The following is a 17,273-nucleotide window of genomic DNA, read 5'->3' as shown; positions in this document are numbered from 1 at the left end:
CTCCGGGGGGAGGCAGGGAGGAGGTGATTGTACCCGGGCGGCGCGACCCGGGCCATCGCCGCTCGCGGCGTAGCACGGCGCCGCTACGCCGCAAGCGGCGGAACCCAAAGCGCTCGCCGGCCGGCGCGCGCGGCCGTAGCTTATCCGCCCCGCCTTTCCTCTCGGAGCCTCCTCCCATGCGCCTCGCCCGGTTCCTCGCCCTCGCCGCCGCCGTCGGGTTCGCCCCCGCCGCCCGCGCCGACGTGCTGCCGCACCCGCTGTTCACCGACCACATGGTCCTCCAGCGCGACACCGCCGTACCCGTGTGGGGGCTGGCCGAGCCGGGCGAAGAAGTCACCGTGTCCCTCGGCGACGCGACCGCGAAGGCGACCGCCGACAAGGACGGCAAGTGGCTCGCCAAGCTGCCGCCGCAGAAGGCCGGCACCGGGCACACCCTCGGCATCAAGGGCAAGACTTCGGTCGAGCTGAAGAACGTCGCCGTGGGCGACGTGTGGGTCTGCTCCGGGCAGTCGAACATGGAGTGGTCGGTCAACGCCAGCTGGGACGCGGACCGGTACAAGAACCAGCCGCAGAACAAGAACGTCCGGCTGTTCACCGTCGCCAAGCGGACCTCGACGACGCCGCTGACCGACCAGAAGGATTTGAAGCACTTCAGCAGCTGGGCCGAGCCGGACGCCGGCAACGTCGGCGGGTTCTCGGCCGTGGCGTACCACTTCGGCAACCACGTCCAGCGGAGCCTCGGCAACGTCCCCGTCGGGCTCATCCACACGTCGTGGGGTGGCACCCCGGCGCAGGCGTGGGCCAGCGCCGAGGCGATGGCCGCGGTGCCGGAACTGAAGTACTACGCCGACGCCGCGAAGGCCGCGAAGGCGCCGGTCGGCCCCGGCTCGCCGGCGAGCCTGTACAACGCGATGATCCACCCGCTGCTGCCGTTCCCGATCAAGGGCGCCATCTGGTACCAGGGCGAGTCGAACGCCGGCAAGGCGTACGAGTACCGCAGCCTGTTCCAGACGATGATTAAGGACTGGCGGGCGAAGTGGGGGAACGACTTCGCGTTCCTGTGCGTCCAGCTCGCCCCGTGGCACGCCAACGACGCCGACGGCGTCAGCTGGGCCGAGCTCCGCGAGGCGCAGCTGCTCGCCACGCAGCAGCTGCCGAAGGTCGGCATGGCGGTCATCACCGACGTGGGCGACCTGCTCGACATCCACCCGAAGGACAAGTTCACCGTCGGCACCCGGCTCGGGCTGTCGGCGCGGGAGCTGGTGTACGGGCAGAAGGTCGTCGGCAGCGGCCCGGTGTACAAGAGCATGAAGGTGGAAGGGAACAAGGCGGTGCTGTCGTTCGACCACGTCGGCGGCGGGCTGACCAAGAGGTACGGGACGCTCAACGGGTTCGAGGCGTGCGGGGCCGACAAGATGTTCCGCCCGGCGCAGGCGGCCATCGTGGGCGACACGGTGGTGGTGACGTCCCCGGGCATCGACGCGCCGGTGGCGGTGCGGTTCGGGTGGAAGAACTACCCGGTCGTGAACCTGTTCAACTCGAACCCCGACAAGAAGGGCGGCGGCCTGCCGGCGACGCCCTTCCGCACCGACGACTTCCCGCTGACGACGGGCGGCCTGGCGGCCCCGGCGGCGAAGAAGTGACGACTGAGGTATCCGGGTTCGCGTGAAGGGGTGAAGGGGTGAAGGGGTGAAGGGGTGACGAGCGGTTGTCTTGCTCACCCCTTCACCCGCTCACCCCTTCACCCCTTCACGGGCCGCCGGCTGCGTGAGGGGAATCTCGGATGGCGAAGCGAGTCGTCGTGGTCGGCGGTGGCGTCGTCGGCGCGTTCGCGGCGTACCACCTGGCCCGCGGCGGGTGGCGCGTCACAGTCGTGGACCGCGGCGCCTTCGGCCGCGGCTGTTCGCACGCCAACTGCGGCTACGTCTGCCCTAGCCACGTCCTGCCGCTCGCCGTGCCGGGGGCGGTCGGCGCCACCCTCCGCACGCTTTTCGAGAAGAATTCGCCGCTGAAGGTCCGCCCGGCGACGGTGCTGGCGAACCTCGGCTGGTTCCTCGGCTTCGCCCGCCGCTGTAATGAACGCCAGATGCTCGCCACGGGCACGGCGATTCAGGCGCTCCTCGCCGCGTCGCGGCAGCAGTTCGCGGACGTGATCGCGTCCGAACACCTGAACGTCGAGTGGGAGACGAAGGGGCTGCTGTTCGTGTTCCGCAGCACGGGCGCGTTCGAGCACTACGCCGAAACCGACACGCTGCTGCGCGACCGCTTCGCCACCCCCGCCCGCCGGCTAGACGCGGCCGAGTTGCTGGCCCTCGAACCCGCGCTGCTCCCCGGCAACGCCGGCGGCTACCTCTACGAGGGCGACGCGCATTTGCGACCGGATCGGCTGATGAGCGAGCTACGGCGCGTGCTCGTCGGCCTCGGTGTGGAGGTGCGCGAGAACACGCCTGTCAGCGGCTTCCGCGTGGCGAACGGTACCGCGACCGCCGTCGAAACCGCGACCGGCGACATCGCCGCGGATGCCGTTGTGGTGGCAACCGGGGCGTGGACGCCTCAGCTGAACCGCGCCCTCAGCGCGATGGTGCCGATCCTCCCCGGCAAAGGCTACTCGCTGACGATGCCGCGGCCGGCGGTGTGCCCGACGTACCCGCTCATCTTCGAGGAACACCGCGTCGCCGTGACGCCGTTCGCGTCCGGCTACCGCCTCGGCTCGACGATGGAGTTCGCCGGCTACGACGAGACGTTGAACCGCGCCCGCCTCGGCATCCTCACCGACGCCGCGAAGCTGTACCTCCGCGACCCGCTGGCCGAGCCGGTGCAGGAGGAGTGGTGGGGCTGGCGGCCGATGACGCCGGACGGCCTGCCGGTCATCGACCGCGCCCCCGTCGCGGGGAACGTACTGATCGCAGCGGGGCACAACATGCTTGGCCTGTCGATGGCCCCCGCGACGGGCCGGCTGGTGGCGGAGTTGCTTGCGGGTGGGCCGACGCACGTTGATCCGGCGCCGTACCGGCTGGCGCGCTGACCCGTCCTGGAGGCTGTCATGTCGTTCGACGCCGCGCAGCTCGCCGCCGACACCGAAGCCTTCTGCCAGGAACTTCGCCCGCACGAGGAACTCCGCTACGTCGAGCGCCAGTTCAACGACCAGCTCGTCCCGCTGGCGAAGAAGCACAACTTGCTCGGCATCAACGTCCGCCCCGAGTACGGCGGCCGCGGCGCGGACGACGCCTCGTACTTCCGCGCCCTCGCCCGCATCGGCCGCGAGGGCACCGGCGTCCGCACCTTTTTCTCCGGCCACCTCAGCATCGGCGCCTACCCCATCCAGACCTGGGGCTCCGAGGCGCTGAAGCACAAATACCTCCCGGCCGCGGCGCGGGGTGATGTCATCCTCGCGTTCGGCCTCACCGAGCCGGACGCCGGCAGCAACCCGCGCGAAATGACCACCACCTACGCCCCCACCGCCGACGGCTACGTCCTCAACGGCGTGAAGTACCTGATCTCGAACGGCGGCATCGCCGACGCCGTGGTCGTGTTCGCGTACCCCGCCGGCGTGTCGGGCGGCCGCATCAGCGCGTTCGTCGTGGACACGAAGGCCGCCGGCTTCACCGCCGAGTCGTTCGCGGCGAACGCCAAGATGGGGATGCCGACGGCGAACACGGCGATGTTCGCGCTGGAGAACGTCGCCGTGCCGCGCGAGAACCTGCTGGGCAACGAGGGCGACGGCTTCCGGGTGGCGATGGGCTCGCTGGTGAGCGGCCGACTGAGCGTCGCCGCGGGTTGCCTCGGCGTCATCGAGGACTGCCTGGCCGAGGTGATCGAGTACGCCAAGGCCCGCGTGCAGCACGGCAAGGAGATCGCGCGGCACCAGCTGGTGCAGGAGCACGTCGCGCGGATCGAGCTGGCGCGGGCGGCGACGGAGGCGCTGGTCGAACGCGCGGTGGTGGCGAAGGGCACGGCCGGCGGCGACCTGCTGGCGGCGGAGGCGAAGTGGTTCGCGTCGAACGCGGCGTGGGACGCGGCCGACCGGGCGGTGCAGGTGTTCGGCGGCAAGGGCTGGAGCACCCTCTACCGCCCCGGCCGGCACCTGACCGACGTGCGCGTCTGCCGCATCTACGAGGGGACCGACGAGATCCTGACGCTGAAGGTCGCCGCCGCCGTGCTCGGCAAGGAGTGGGAGGCGTTCCGATAACGGCTACTCGGCGGGCCTCGCGGGCAGGTGTACCGACCGGACGCGATACCCCACACCCTCGATGACCCGTCTCACCTCCCCCTCGTCGGCTGCCGCGGGGTCGGTAACGGCGAAGGTGACGACCCCGGTGCGGATGTTCGCGGTGACCGACCCCGGGATCGCCCACGGCAACGACTCCACCGCCCCGGCGGCCCGCGGGCCGCACTGCAGCGGGCAGTGCATCCCGATTACATCGACCACCACCCGCGGCGTGTCCGCAGGAACCTCTCGACTGGGCCGGACTGCGTAGCCCACAGCCGTGCCGACCCCGACGAGGGCGAGGAGAACGACAATCGCGGCCCGGAGCCGGCCGTCACCGGCGGCGGGCCGCAACGTCACCACGGGGATCGAGTCGAACGGCGGGTCGGAGGCGGAATTCATGGGTCGCGTCGCTCACCCCTCCAGGTCGTTCTCGGTGTAGATCGTGAACCCCTGGTTCGACAGCGTGTTCATCGCCGCCTCGTGGTCCTCGACGTGCATCGCCAGGGCGGTGTTCCCCATCGGGCCGACGCCGATCAGCAGCGGGTACGCGTAGTGGATGTTGATCTCGGCCCCGAGCAGCGCCTTGCAGATCGTCAGCAGCGGCTGGTCGTTGTCCGGCAGCTTCACCACCAGCAGGTCGCTCTCGGTGAAGGGCAGCTTCGCGGCCGTCAGGATCTCGTAGGCCCGCTCCGAGCTGCTCGGCACGAGGCGGATGATGGCGCAGTCGGCCGTCTCCACGATCGTCATGGCCACGATCTTCACGTCGGTCAGCTCGAACCGGCGGACCAGGTCGAGCAGCGCCCCCATGCGGTTGGCGAGGAACACGTTGTACTGCCGCACGCTCGGCCAGTCGCGGCCGCGCGCCGTGAGGTCGTCCAGCACCGCCCCGCCGTCGTCGGCCTCGCCGAAACTCATGCCCCGCCCCCGGATACGTTTTCCCGAGTGTACCGGGGTGGGGGGCGGGCGGTCAACGGGAAGCGAATCTCCGGGAGTGGAGGGGTCGTTGGGAGTCTGCGGGAGTTGGGGAGTAAGCCGGGTTGAACTCCTCCACTCCCGGAGACTCCCGCAGACTCCCAACGACTGCCCCGTTGCCCCGACCCCCGTCGCCGGTTACCGTAGCGGGGTCGCCCGACCCTGGAGCCCGCCGTGCCCCGGCTGATCGTCCTCCGCGGGGTGGACGAGGGGAAGCAGTTCGACCTGGCCGGCCCCGCCGTGGTCGTCGGCCGGCACTCGACCAACCCCGTCTCCCTGCACGACACCCAGGTGTCCCGCAAGCACTTCGAGCTGAAGTCGCTGCCGGACGGCGGGTACCAGCTGTTCGACCTCGGCAGCGGCAACGGCACCCTCCTCAACGGCCAGCCGGTGAAGGCCGCCCCGCTCCGGACCGGCGACCGCATCGCCGTCGGGCAGACGCAACTCCTGTACACCACCGGCGTTGCCGACGCCCCGGTCCGCGACGAACTCACCGAGCGCGTCCGCCTGCTGAACCGCGACGCCGGCTCGGACGTGCTCTCGGCCATCGTCCGGAGCGTCGGGGCCGACGCCGGCAGCCAGATTCTCTCCCGCCCGTCGGCCGCCGGGTCGGACTGGATCAAGGCCCGCCTCGCCGGGCTCGCCGCGCTGTACGAGACGGCCGAGGCCGTCAGCCACATCCTCGACGTGGACGAACTGCTGGTGCGGGTGATGGAACTGGCCCTCCGCACGGCCGACGCCGACCACGGCTGCTTCATGCTCCGCGACGAGGCCGGGCAGCTGGTGCCGAAGGCGGCCCGCTACAAGGACGGCCTCAGCCGCCAGGAAGACCTCGGCGTCAGCCGCACCATCGTCGATTACGTCCTGAAGGAGCACCAGGGCATCCTCGTCACCGACGCCGCGACCGACGCCCGGTTCCGCGGCGGCGCGAGCATCCACAAGCACCACCTCCGCGAGGTCATCTGCGTGCCGCTGAAGGGCCGCCGCGAGACGCTCGGCGTCATGTTCCTGGACACGCAGTCGAGCCTCAAGAACGTCGTCGCCGGCGGCACCGGCACCGGCACGTTCACCGAGGACCACCTCCACCTCGCCAGCGCCGTGGCCCACCAGGCGGCCATCGCGGTCGAAGAGAGTCGCTACCACCAGGCGCTCGTCGGCGCCGAGCGGCTCGCCGCCGTGGGGCAGACCATCGCGGCGCTGAGCCACCACATCAAGAACATCATGCAGGGCGTCCGCTTCGGGTCCGACATGGTCCGCGCCGCGCTCGGCGACGGCGACACGGAACTGCTGACGAAGGGCTGGCGGCTCGTCGAGAAGAATCAGGGGCGCATCGACGCGCTGATGCTCGACATGCTCAGCTACTCGAAGGAGCGCGAGCCGGCGATCGAGCCGACGGACCTGAACAAGCTGTGCGAGGACGTGCTGGAGTTGGTCCGCGGCCGGGCCGCCGAGCGCGGCGTGGTGCTGGACTGGCGGCCGGGGGCGAACGTGGCGGGCGTGCCGTGCGACCCGGACGGCCTCCACCGGGCGGTCCTGAACCTCGTCGGCAACGCGATCGACGCGCTGGAGGGCCGGGAGAACGGCAAGGTGAGCGTGCAGGCGCTGCTGGACGCGGACGGGGCGTGGGCCAAAGTGATCGTGATGGACAACGGCCCCGGCATCCCGGCGGACCAGGCGGACGCGATCTTCAAGCCGTTCGTGAGCACGAAGGGGAGCCGCGGCACCGGGCTGGGGCTGCCGGTGAGCCGGAAGATCCTCCGCGAGCACGGCGGCGACATCGTGGTGCAGAGCGTCCCCGACAAGGGGAGCAAGTTCACCTGCCGCATCCCGATGAAGGGCGCCTACGGCGACCTGTCGGGCACGTCGCAACACCCGCCCGTGAGGCCACCCGTGGAGAATGACGAATGACGAATGACGAATGACGGATGACGATACCGCCTGTCGTCATCCGTCATTCGTCATTCGTCATTCGTCATTGAGCGAATGCGTCGCCCGCAACTCGTCACGCTCGACCCCGAGGTCGCCCGCCACCTGGCCGACGCGGCCGCCGAGAACGGCTGGCTCGTGCGCCAAGCCAAGTCGTTGAACGCCGCACGCGAATTGGCCCGGGACCGCCGGCCGACCGTGGCCTTCCTGACCTTCTCGCCCGCCGACCCGGCCGTGGTGGCGCTCGTGGCCGAGTTGCACCGGGCGGCACCGGACGCGGCGGTCGTGGCGGTGAGCGACGAGAAGCTGTCGGAGCCGGACCGGGCGGCGTGGACGGCCGTGCTGATGGACCTGGGTGCCCGCTACGTCCTATTCCCACCGCTGACAAAGCCGGTGCTGGAGGATTTGGCTACCGGCCTGATGCCGGGCACGCCGCCCGGCCCCGCCGCCGTCGGCGACGAGGTCATCGACCTGGCCGACGAGGACGACGAATAGCGGCGAATCACCGGGACGCTCTTTTGTGGCATTGACTCAATGCGTGCCGCGACCCCCCGGGGGGGAACCGTACACACAATGCCTTCGGCCCGACTTTTGAGCGACGCCGCGGAACCGCTCTGGACCGCGACCGACGGCCCGGGTTAGGGTTGCGGCCGATGCTCCTGAACGTGCTGTACCTGGCGGCGCTGGCGGTGCTGTCGCCGTGGCTGGTGTGGCGGTGCGTGCGCACCGGCCGCTACCGCCGCGACCTGCTCGCCAAGCTGACCGGCCCCGCCGCGGTGCCCAACCTCGGCCGCCGGCCGGTGGCGTGGTTCCACGCCGTCAGCGTCGGCGAGGTCAACCTCCTCGGCACGCTCGTGCCGGCGTTCCGCGCCCGTCACCCGGACTGGCTGGCCGTCGTGTCGTCCACCACCGACACGGGATTGGCCGAGGCACGCCGCCGCTTCGCCGACGTGCCGGTGATCCCGTGGCCGCTCGATTTCACGTGGGCGGCCGCGGCCGCGTTCGACGCCGTGAACCCGTCTGTGCTGGTGCTCGCCGAGAGCGAGCTGTGGCCGAACGCGCTCGCGGAAGCGGCCCGCCGCGGCGTCCCGGTGGTGGTGGCGAACGCCCGGCTGAGCCCGCGCAGCGCCCGCCGGCTGGCCCGCGTCGCCGGCCTGGCGCGGCGGCGGTTGTTGGCGCACGTCACACGGTTCGCCGTGCAGGAGGCCGAGTACGCCGACCGCCTCCGCGCCCTCGGCGTGCCGGCGGACAAACTGACCGTCACGGGTTCGATCAAGTACGACGGTGCGTTAAAGGACCGCGACACGCCGGCGACCCGCGCCCTGGCGCGGCTGCTCGGGATCACGCCCGGGGCCGAGTTGGTTCTGCTCGCGGGAAGCACACACGCGCCGGAGGAGGAACTTATCCTCACCGCGTTCGCGGCGCTGCGGGCGCGCTTCCCGCGGGCGCGGCTGCTACTGGTGCCGCGGCACCCGGACCGCTTCGAGGAGGTGGCCCGGCTGGTGGAGGCGAGCGGCCTGCCGTTCGTGCGCCGCAGCCAGGTGCAGGCGCCGCTCGCGGCGCTGCCGGCCGTGGTGCTGCTGGACACGGTGGGTGAACTCGGCGCCGCGTGGGGGCTGGCCGACGTGGGCTACGTCGGCGGCACGCTGGACGGCCGCCGCGGCGGGCAGAGCATGATCGAGCCGGCCGGGTACGGGGTGGCGTGCGTGTTCGGCCCGCACGTGTGGAACTTCAAGGACGCCGCCCGCCGGCTGGTGGAAGTGGGCGCGGCGACGATGATCGCCGACGCCGCCGGGCTGGAGCCGGCGCTGGCGGCACTGCTGGCCGACGACGCGCGGCGCGAGCGGACGGGAGGCGCGGCCCGCGAGCAGGTCCGCCGCCAGCAGGGCGCGACGGCCCGGACGCTGGAGGCGATCGACGCCGCACTCTCGACCACGTCCCGCCGGGCGGCGTGAGCGGCTCGCCCCGTGCGGCTTCTCACGCCGCCCGAGCAGGCGCGAGGGAGTGCCGCACCGCCTGCGCGACCCGGACGTGGTCCTGCATCGCCGCGACGAACCGGTCGAGGGTGTCTCGGAGGCGCGTGTCGTCCATCCGCAGGGCGGGGGCCATGGCGTCGGCCTGGCCGGTGGCGTGGTAGCCGACCCAGGTGATGAAGGCGTTCGTGAAATACAGCGCGGGGTACGCGGCGTCCGGCACGATCTGGCCCGCGTCCACTCGCCCCAGCAACCAGTGGACGTACCCGGCCGCCTCCGGCGGGAACTGGTCGAGCTTGAGGTATTCGAACGCGTTCAGCCGGTGGCCGCCGACCGCCCTCGCCTCCTCGCCGCAGGCGAACCGGGCCAGCCGGGCGAGGGCCGCCTCCGACGAAATATCCTCGGTGAACATCCCCATGTGGTGCCGGAACAGCGGCGCGTGGCGGGCGATTTCCCGGTGGGTGTAGTGATAGTACCAGGAGAACTTCGCCTCCAGAGGTAGGGCGTCCCACTCCGCCCGCGTCATCTCCCCGAGGTGGAACGCGGCGACGCGTCGGATCTCACCGCCGGCGGCCCCGTAGTAGACGTTGTTCTGCGGGAACATCCGCTGCATGGCGACGAAGGAGCGGACGAACGCCGCCTCGTCCTTCCGCCGCAAGTGGACCACCTTCAGGCCCGGCCAGTGCCGGGCGAACATCGGGAGAACCGACGCGTACCCGTTGCCGACGACCGCCCGGTACGGGCACTCGCGGACCAGACGCTCCAGGCGGTCCAGATGGGCCGGGTCATTCGTCTCCCGGAACAGGCAGAACGAGTTGTAGAACTGCGCGGCCTCGTACTCGTGCGCCACCGCGCCGTCGATGCCGTTCTCCCGGTACAAGTCCACGACCACCCGGCTGAGCGAAACCGTTCCGTCCCGCCCCGCACCAACGATCAGCAGTTCCAGAGCCATGTACCACCTGCGGCATTCGGGACTCGCACCACCCCCGTACCTGGGCGGACGGTGGGCAAACTAGCGCGGAACGGCCCGGGCGTGGGGCAAGTTGTCCGCGCTCGCCCCCCAAGTTTTCGGCGAACTACCAAACAGTGATTCATGAAAAAAGTTCGAAACAAACCTGGGAAGCACCCCCGCCCCCGCTGGGATGTGACCGCCGTCGGCAAGCGGTGACGAGCCGACCGGCCGGGCGTAGCCTGACGCAATGCACTACGTCAGCCACCTCGAAGGCGCCATCGACGGCACCGTCCTGCCGTTCGGCCAGCTCGCCAACCTGCACAACGGCCGGCCCATCTGGGTCCGCTACCACCTCGACCGCATCCGCGACGCGGTCACGCCCGCGGACATCGCGAGGCGGCCGCCGTCGCTGTGGCGCTACCGCGAACTCCTGCCGCTCCCGCTCGACGTGGAGCCGGTCACGCTCGGCGAGGGGATGACGCCGCTGCTGCCGTGCCCGCGGCTCGGCAAGGAACTCGGCCTGTCCCGGCTGCTGGTCAAGGACGAGAGCCAGCTCCCCACCGGTAGCTTCAAGAGCCGCGGGCAGACGGCGTGCGTGAGCATGGCGAAGTGGCTCGGGGTGACGCGCGTCGCGCTGCCGACGGCCGGGAACGCCGGCGGCGCCGCGGCTGCGTACGCCGCCCGCGCCGGGATGGAGTGCTACATCTTCATGCCCGCCGACACGCCGGTCGTGAACCAGTTCGAGGCCCACCTGTACGGGGCGAAGGCGTACCGCGTCAACGGCCTCATCAACGACTGCGGCAAGATCGTCAAGGACGGCGCCGAGCGGATGGGCTGGTTCGACCTGTCCACGCTGAAGGAGCCGTACCGCATCGAGGGGAAGAAGACGATGGGCCTGGAGCTGGCCGAGCAGCTCGGCTGGACGCTCCCGGACGTGATCTTCTACCCCACCGGCGGCGGCACCGGGCTCGTCGGCATGTGGAAGGCGTTCCAGGAGCTTCTGGAGCTGGGCTGGATTGCGAAGGACACGAAGCTGCCGCGGTTCGTGTCGGTGCAGGCCGAGGGGTGCGCCCCGATCGTCACCGCGTTCGACAAGGGCGAGCGCTTTGCCGACCTGTTCCCGAACGCGAAGACGGTGGCGAGCGGGCTGCGGGTGCCGGTCGCGGTCGGCGACTTCATGATCCTCGACGCCATCCGCGCCAGCGGCGGCCTGGCGGCGACCGGCCGCGAGGACGCCATCGGCCCGTGGATGCGGCGGGCGAGCACGGCCGAGGGGATCGGTATCTGCCCGGAGACGGCGGTCTGCTTCGACGTACTCGAGCGGCTGGTGAAGGACGGAACGGTCGGCCGCGACGAGTCGGTGGTGGTGTTCAACACCGGGGCGGCGCCGAAGTACCTGGAGGCGCTGCCGGCCGAGCTGACGAGCCTCGACAAGGACCACATCGACTGGGCGGCTCTGGGCGGATGATCTGGGCGTCGTTACGCCGCAGGCGGCACTCGCCGTCGCGACCGGCGCCACGCCCACAGCCCAAGGCCGGCGACCCCCACGGGTGCCAGCACTCCCAGCGCGCAACACATGGTTGTCGAAGACACCGGCGGGGCGTTTGACGACACCAGCAGTAGCCTCACGCCGTCCGCCGCGACGTCGGCGCGATAACTCAGCGTGACTTCCGTCCGACGGTCGAACGAGTCGAGCCGGCCGCTGTTGTAGTTGTGCTGGGTCGCCTGGCCGATCGTGTTCTCCTTCACCTCCAACCAGGCTTTGTCGGGAACCCCACCGGGGACACGGGCCAGGTCGGCGGCGCGAACCGCGTAGACGCTGAACCGGTTGAACCGCTCGCCAGTGGGGTACACCACTTCCAGCGCTTCACCCGCGTTCGCCCTGCGGACGCCGTGCCGCTCGTCGTGGAGGAACGTCAGCACACCGGGCGGCTCGGATTCGACGGTGACCGTGAGGCGAACCGGCACGTACCGCAGCGGCAGTGGGTAGAACCCGGCGTCCGCACGGGCGGCCGCGGTCCACGAAAGAACTGCCAGTAAGGCGACGACCCGGGCCATGACGTTCTCCGGCGGCGCGACGGGACACCACCACTACGACGCGCGAACCCGGCGGCGTATTCCCGGCTCCTGTCCGCCAGGGCGGTCGCAGGCGGTCTGAAGAACCGCGGCCAATGTGTACTCCGGGACGTTGAACGGCACCCGGGTCGATTTCACAAATCGAAGCCGCCGATCCTTCGAATCGGTCAGCCTTCGCGGCCGCCCCCCAACACAACACCACGGCCCCGAGGAGGGCACGACCATGACCGCAACGAAGGACATCATCATCCGCGACACCCACCGCGGGCTGAAGTACGTCGACGGCGTTCTCGCCGAGGTGCTTCCCCCGGGCCGGCACGAGCTGCCGCGGCGGCGGCTGTTCCGCCGCACGCCGAAGGTGGACGTGACCGTCGTGGACCTCCGCAACCGCGACCTCACCATCAAGGGGCAGGAAATCCTGACCGCCGACAAGGTCGCCATCCGCGTCAGCATCCTGGTGCAGTTCGCGGTCGTGGACCCGAAGGCGGCGGTCCAGGCCGTGGCGAGCTACGAGGACCGGCTGTACACCGACGTGCAGCTGGCCGCCCGCCGCAGCCTGGCCGCGATGACGCTCGAGGACATCCTCACGAACCGCACCCGGCTCAGCGACGACATCCTCCGCGAGGTGCAGGGCGCCGCGGCGGGCTACGGCGTGGCGATCGGCCGGGCCGACGTGAAGGACCTGGTGTTCCCGGGGAACCTCCAGGACATCATGAACAAGGTGCTCGCCGCCGAGCGGACCAGCGAGGCGCAACTGGTCGAGGCCCGCACCCGCGCCGAGGTACAGCGGATCGACGCGCAGACGAAGGCCGACGCCGGCCGCATCCAGGCGACGGCGGACGCCGAGGCGGTGCGGACGCGGGCCGAGGCCGACGCCGCGGCGACGCGGACGCGCGTGGAGGCGGAGCGGGCCGCGCTGGAGGAGCGGAGCAAGGCGGCGGCCGCGTTCACCACGCACCCGGCGCTGCTGCGGCTGGAGGAGCTGACCGCGCTCAAGGAGCTGGGGAAGAACGCCAACGCACGGATTTACCTCGACTTCGCGGAGGCGAAGAACGGGGAGGAGTGAGCGGGTCCGCCGCTTGCGGCGTAGCGGGGCGTGCCCCGCTACGCCGCAAGCGGCGGAACTATTCCCCCGCCACCCGCTGCAAATCCGCCCGCGTTCCCTCGTAGGTCGTGGCGAACGCCAGCACCTCCGGGTCGGGCGCCACCCCTTCGGCCGCGCACGCCTGCGAGTAAATCGTCGGCCACCAGTTGGCGTGCTCGGTCAGCCCCTGCTCCTTCACCGTCGTCCAGTTGCTCAGGACGTGGCTCCACGCCTTGTCACCGTAGTCGAGCGCCTCCTTCAGGCTGCCGAACTCGGGGACGTACCACTGCCGGCCGATCTGCGAGTGCAACACCTCGTCGGCCCAGTCGAAGTCCTGGATGGTCGCCATCAGCGGCAGGCCGCTGTCGCGGGCCACCTCGAACTCGTAGCGCTTGCCGGTCCGCGGCATGAGTCCCTGCTCGATGAAGTACAGGACGCCGTGCCTCTCCATCGGGCTGCACTCGGTGTTCAGCCGGTACGACCAGTTGAACGTGATGCGGGCCTGCGTCCAGTCCACGCCGAGGGCCGTAAACCCGACCTCGCCCATCATGGCGTGCCGGGCCTCGTCCCACAGCTGGCGGCTCATGTCGCGGTAGTAGCCCCACGGCTTGCCGGGCGTCTGGGTGATGATGCTTGCCATCATCTCGGGCACGTCGATCTCGCGGAGCCGCTTGTAGAGCATCATCAGCGCCTTGGCCCGCGCCGGCTTCGCCTCGTCGTACAGGAACGCCTCCGCGTTCACCCCCTGATTCCACGGGTCGGTGAACCGCTCGTCGCGCTTCGGCACGGGGTCGTACTGGTAGGGAGTCTTGGAGTAGCGACGCGGAAGCCCACCCGTTGCAACGGATGGGCTTTCCGCGGTTCCATCCAGCCCGCCCGCTACAGCGAGAAGTTGGCGCAGCAACTCGGTGAGTTCCGGCGTCCGGTCCGTGTGCGGCAGGCCGGTGGCGAACATGCCGAAGTCGCCCATCTCCTCCAGCTCAAGGCGTGCGAACTTGAGCACGCGCCGGCTCGGTGCGTCGGCCAGGGGGTTGGTGTCCTCCATGTACTGCCACGTCGCCGAGCCGAGCGCGGGGATGGCGACGTGGTGCACGCCGTTCAGCAGTTCCTCCGTCGTCGGCGCGCACAGAATCTCATCGAAGAACGCCTCCAGGGCCGGGTGCGGCACGTCCTCCAGGCCCAGCGGCGGCTCGCGCATCTCGCCGATGCGCGTCCGCAAGGCGGTGGCGTGCTCGGCGCACAGGTGGGCGTGGTGCGCGAACGCCGTCTTCAGCTCGTAGATCGGCTCGGCGGTGATGCGGGCGGTCAGGAGGTGGTGCAGCCGGCGGAAGGCGTAGTGGAACCGCTTCAGCCGGCGGACGCACTCCTCGACGGAGAGGCCCGGCTTCGCCGCCTCCTCTACCGAGCAGAGGCCGGCGAGCGGTGGGAGATTCTTGTACGACGTGTAACCGGCGAGCGGCTTCGGATCGGGCATGGCGACGGCTCCGCGGGTGCCCGGGTAGTGTACACGGCGCGGATGCATAGCTCGGAGGGCGTCACCCGCCCAGCTTGCCGCCTTCCGGCCAACACGCCCTCACGTCCTCGACGGTCGTCTCCACGCCCTGCGCCCGGATGGCGTCGCAAACCTGCTGCGGTGTTGCCTCCGGGCCGAGGTGGGCGTGCGTCTCGCACACCAGCCGCGGCAGGCCGGGCACGGTGTGGTCATTCAGCTCGTCGCGCGTCGGTTCGGTCGTGATGTCCAGCACGGGCACTCCTCCTGACAGGGGACGGCACACGGATTGCAAAACCCGGTCCGTTCCGACCCGTATTCGGAGGACGACATGAACCCGTTCCACCCGCCGGGGACGCCCGGACCCGGACAACCGACGATCGACCCGCCGACACTGCCGCCAGAATCGGTGCCGCCGCGCGACCCCGGCAGCCCGGCCATCCCGCACCCGGTGCAGCCGCCGTCGCCGCCGGCCCCCGAGCCCGGCCCGCCGCCGGCGTACGGGTGATTCACGCCGCGGCCTCACGTCGTATTCTGTCCTTCTCCCCGAACGACGGCGGACGAAGGACGAGTGACGACCATGGACGAGTTGAAGACCCTGGAAGCCGCCGCGCTCGCCGAGCTGGCCGCGTGCGCCGACGAGCCCGCCCTCCGCGCCTGGTACACTAAATACTTCGGCGACAAGGGACTGATGAAGGCGGCACTAGCCGGGATCGGTCGCGTTGCGAAGGAGCTAAAAGCGGCTTACGGGCAGGAGGCCAACCGCGTCAAGGTGGCCTTGCAAACCACTTATGACGCGGCACTGGCGAAGGAGAAAGCGGCGGCCCTCGAAGCGGCGCTCACCACCAACCCGCTCGACGTGACGCTCCCCGGCCGCACCCGGCTGCGCGGCCGGCTCCACCCGGCGACGCAGATTCTGCGGCAGGTCACGCGCGTGTTCGCCGACATGGGGTTCGAGGTCGTCCGCACCCGCGAGGTCGAGACGGACGAGCTGAACTTCGAGTGCCTGAACATGCCGGCGCACCACCCCGCCCGCGACATGTGGGATACGTTCTTCACCGACCGGCCCGGCGTGGTCCTGCGGACGCACACCAGCCCGGGTCAAATCCACGTCATGCGCGCCGCCGCGGGGAAGCCCGTGCGGGTGATCCTGCCGGGGATGTGCTACCGCAACGAAGCCATCAGCACCCGCAGTGAGATCCAGTTCCACCAGGTCGAGGGGCTCGTTATCGGCGACGGCGTGACGATGGCCGACCTGAAGGGGACAATCACGGCGTTCGCGCGGCGGATGTTCGGCCCGGAGCGGCAGGTGCGCATCCGCAGCAGTTACTTCCCGTTCACCGAACCGAGCATCGAGGTGGACATCGACTGGCCGAAGGACGACCCGAACCGCGACCGCCTCACGAAGGGCACCGGCTGGCTCGAGATCATGGGCGCCGGCATGGTGCATCCGAACGTGCTGCGCGCCGGCGGGTACGACCCGGACAAGGTGACGGGATTCGCGTTCGGCATGGGGCCGCAGCGGATGCTGATGCTCCAGCACGCGATCGACGACATCCGGCTATTCTGGCAGAACGACCTGCGCTTCCTGCGGCAGTTCTGATGGCTGAAAGCCGACCCGTTGCGACGGATGGGCGGCTTTGGGGCGCCGCACCCGCCACGCCAGGCCGACGCGCTCCAGCGCCCAGATCGTGTACCAACTCACGTCGGCCTGCCACCAGCGGAAGCCGTGCCGCGCCGAGGTCGGGAAGGCGTGGTGGTTGTTGTGCCACCCTTCGCCCATCGCCAGCACCCCGACGAGCCAGTTGTTGCGGCTGGAATCGGTGGTCGGGTACGGCCGCGAGCCCCACACGTGGGCGACGGAGTTCACCGCGAACGTCGCCTGCTGCGTCACGAAGTGCCGCACCAGCCCGCCCCACAGGAAGCCCAACAGCGCGTCCGTGGGCGTGCCGCCGATCAGGTACGCGACCGCGGCCGGCAGCGCGAGACCGAGCAGGTACCATTCGAACCAGTGGCGGTCGATGAATGCCAGGTCGCGGCGGCGCGTCAGGTCGGGGACGGTGCGCGGGTCGTAGCGATAGTCCTGCGTGAGCCAGCCCATGTGGGCGTGCCAGAAGCCGCGCCAGCCGCCGCCGTCGAGGTGCGGCGAGTGCGGGTCGCCGGGGCGGTCGCTGTGGCGGTGGTGGTCGCGGTGGGTGGCGATCCACCAGAACGGCGAGGCCTGCCCCGCCATGCACCCGAGCACCATCAGCGCCCACTCGACTGGCCGCGGCGTGGCGAACGCGCAGTGCGTGAACAGCCGGTGGAACCCGACGGTGACGCCGAGCCCGGACGCCAGCGCCATCAGGAACGCCGCGACGGCGACGTGCAGCGGCAACCCGTAGACCACAGCGGCGACGACGGCCGCGGGCACACCGACGAGGGGGAGGAGTTCGTGCGCCCAGCGGATCAGACCCGCGCGGCTTGGGGAAACGAGTGGTGACGGCACGCGAGCAGCTCCGGTCCGGGGTGTGGACGATACCACCTCGTGGCCCAGGCCGCCACACCACCCCCAGACGTGCGTCCGACTGGTCGCCACCGCCAGCCGAAAC

Annotated in this window: 17 protein-coding genes; 10 read left to right on the top strand and 7 right to left on the bottom strand. The window is 70.6% G+C overall.

All coding sequences use genetic code 11. The annotated features are described in order from the left end of the window. The first annotated feature begins 176 nt into the window (after window positions 1–176). From ETAA1_RS07445 to ETAA1_RS07435, 3 genes are all read left to right on the top strand, one after another. Window positions 177–1,643, top strand: coding sequence for a sialate O-acetylesterase (locus ETAA1_RS07445; RefSeq protein WP_145235789.1), 1,467 nt, complete (start codon window positions 177–179; stop codon window positions 1,641–1,643). A gap of 140 nt (window positions 1,644–1,783) precedes the next feature. Next, window positions 1,784–3,025, top strand: coding sequence for an NAD(P)/FAD-dependent oxidoreductase (locus ETAA1_RS07440; RefSeq protein ID WP_145235786.1), 1,242 nt, complete (start codon window positions 1,784–1,786; stop codon window positions 3,023–3,025). Window positions 3,026–3,043: 18 nt separating this feature from the next. Then, complete coding sequence (locus ETAA1_RS07435) at window positions 3,044–4,189, top strand: acyl-CoA dehydrogenase family protein (protein ID WP_145235784.1); 1,146 nt, start codon at window positions 3,044–3,046, stop codon at window positions 4,187–4,189. A gap of 3 nt (window positions 4,190–4,192) precedes the next feature. Here the strand turns inward: ETAA1_RS07435 and ETAA1_RS07430 are convergent, their stop codons facing one another. Beyond that, window positions 4,193–4,609: a hypothetical protein gene (locus tag ETAA1_RS07430; protein WP_145235782.1), complete on the bottom strand. Its 417-nt coding sequence runs from the start codon at window positions 4,607–4,609 to the stop codon at window positions 4,193–4,195. A 12-nt stretch (window positions 4,610–4,621) separates the two neighbouring features. Beyond that, the gene (locus ETAA1_RS07425; protein ID WP_145235780.1) at window positions 4,622–5,125 is read right to left on the bottom strand and encodes an acetolactate synthase; all 504 of its coding nucleotides are present in this window, start codon (window positions 5,123–5,125) and stop codon (window positions 4,622–4,624) included. 231 nt (window positions 5,126–5,356) lie between these two features. Between ETAA1_RS07425 and ETAA1_RS07420 the strand changes: the two genes are divergently transcribed. The 3 genes from ETAA1_RS07420 to ETAA1_RS07410 all read left to right on the top strand — a co-directional run bounded on the left by ETAA1_RS07420 (window position 5,357) and on the right by ETAA1_RS07410 (window position 9,063). Further along, window positions 5,357–7,090, top strand: coding sequence for an ATP-binding protein (locus ETAA1_RS07420; protein WP_145235778.1), 1,734 nt, complete (start codon window positions 5,357–5,359; stop codon window positions 7,088–7,090). Between the two features lie 75 nt (window positions 7,091–7,165). Beyond that, complete coding sequence (locus ETAA1_RS07415; protein ID WP_145235776.1) at window positions 7,166–7,603, top strand: hypothetical protein; 438 nt, start codon at window positions 7,166–7,168, stop codon at window positions 7,601–7,603. Window positions 7,604–7,761: 158 nt separating this feature from the next. Continuing rightward, window positions 7,762–9,063 carry a 3-deoxy-D-manno-octulosonic acid transferase gene (locus ETAA1_RS07410; RefSeq protein WP_145235774.1) on the top strand — a complete coding sequence of 434 codons (1,302 nt, stop codon included), beginning with the start codon at window positions 7,762–7,764 and terminating at the stop codon, window positions 9,061–9,063. 22 nt (window positions 9,064–9,085) lie between these two features. On the opposite strand, the gene ETAA1_RS07405 is transcribed toward ETAA1_RS07410, so the two are convergent. Next, a complete protein-coding gene (locus tag ETAA1_RS07405; protein ID WP_145235772.1) occupies window positions 9,086–10,033 on the bottom strand; it encodes a hypothetical protein in 948 nt (315 codons plus the stop codon). Between the two features lie 247 nt (window positions 10,034–10,280). Between ETAA1_RS07405 and ETAA1_RS07400 the strand changes: the two genes are divergently transcribed. Further along, a complete protein-coding gene (locus tag ETAA1_RS07400) occupies window positions 10,281–11,501 on the top strand; it encodes a threonine synthase (RefSeq protein WP_145235770.1) in 1,221 nt (406 codons plus the stop codon). An 11-nt stretch (window positions 11,502–11,512) separates the two neighbouring features. Here ETAA1_RS07400 and ETAA1_RS07395 read toward each other — a convergent pair whose 3' ends face one another. Next, on the bottom strand, window positions 11,513–12,091 hold the full coding sequence (locus ETAA1_RS07395; protein ID WP_145235769.1) for a hypothetical protein: 579 nt from the start codon (window positions 12,089–12,091) through the stop codon (window positions 11,513–11,515). A gap of 241 nt (window positions 12,092–12,332) precedes the next feature. Here ETAA1_RS07395 and ETAA1_RS07390 point away from each other — a divergent pair, with 241 nt between their 5' ends. Further along, a complete protein-coding gene (locus ETAA1_RS07390; protein WP_145235767.1) occupies window positions 12,333–13,175 on the top strand; it encodes a slipin family protein in 843 nt (280 codons plus the stop codon). A gap of 58 nt (window positions 13,176–13,233) precedes the next feature. Here ETAA1_RS07390 and ETAA1_RS07385 read toward each other — a convergent pair whose 3' ends face one another. Then, entirely contained in the window at window positions 13,234–14,667 is a 1,434-nt protein-coding gene (locus ETAA1_RS07385) for a hypothetical protein (protein ID WP_145235765.1), read from the bottom strand. A gap of 61 nt (window positions 14,668–14,728) precedes the next feature. Next, window positions 14,729–14,938: a hypothetical protein gene (locus tag ETAA1_RS07380; RefSeq protein WP_145235763.1), complete on the bottom strand. Its 210-nt coding sequence runs from the start codon at window positions 14,936–14,938 to the stop codon at window positions 14,729–14,731. A gap of 75 nt (window positions 14,939–15,013) precedes the next feature. Between ETAA1_RS07380 and ETAA1_RS31625 the strand changes: the two genes are divergently transcribed. After that, window positions 15,014–15,190 carry a hypothetical protein gene (locus ETAA1_RS31625; RefSeq protein ID WP_202920729.1) on the top strand — a complete coding sequence of 59 codons (177 nt, stop codon included), beginning with the start codon at window positions 15,014–15,016 and terminating at the stop codon, window positions 15,188–15,190. A 63-nt stretch (window positions 15,191–15,253) separates the two neighbouring features. Further along, window positions 15,254–16,285: a phenylalanine--tRNA ligase subunit alpha gene (gene pheS / locus ETAA1_RS07375; RefSeq protein ID WP_390621233.1), complete on the top strand. Its 1,032-nt coding sequence runs from the start codon at window positions 15,254–15,256 to the stop codon at window positions 16,283–16,285. On the opposite strand, the gene ETAA1_RS07370 is transcribed toward pheS, so the two are convergent. After that, the gene (locus tag ETAA1_RS07370; RefSeq protein ID WP_145235759.1) at window positions 16,244–17,170 is read right to left on the bottom strand and encodes an acyl-CoA desaturase; all 927 of its coding nucleotides are present in this window, start codon (window positions 17,168–17,170) and stop codon (window positions 16,244–16,246) included. The two genes, pheS and ETAA1_RS07370, sit on opposite strands and share 42 nt — an antisense overlap. Window positions 17,171–17,273 lie beyond the last annotated feature (103 nt).

This window comes from Urbifossiella limnaea, from assembly GCF_007747215.1.
Lineage (GTDB): Bacteria > Planctomycetota > Planctomycetia > Gemmatales > Gemmataceae > Urbifossiella > Urbifossiella limnaea.
The sequence above is the reverse complement of the archived record's forward strand: the minus strand, read 5'-3'. Positions and strand labels throughout refer to the sequence as shown.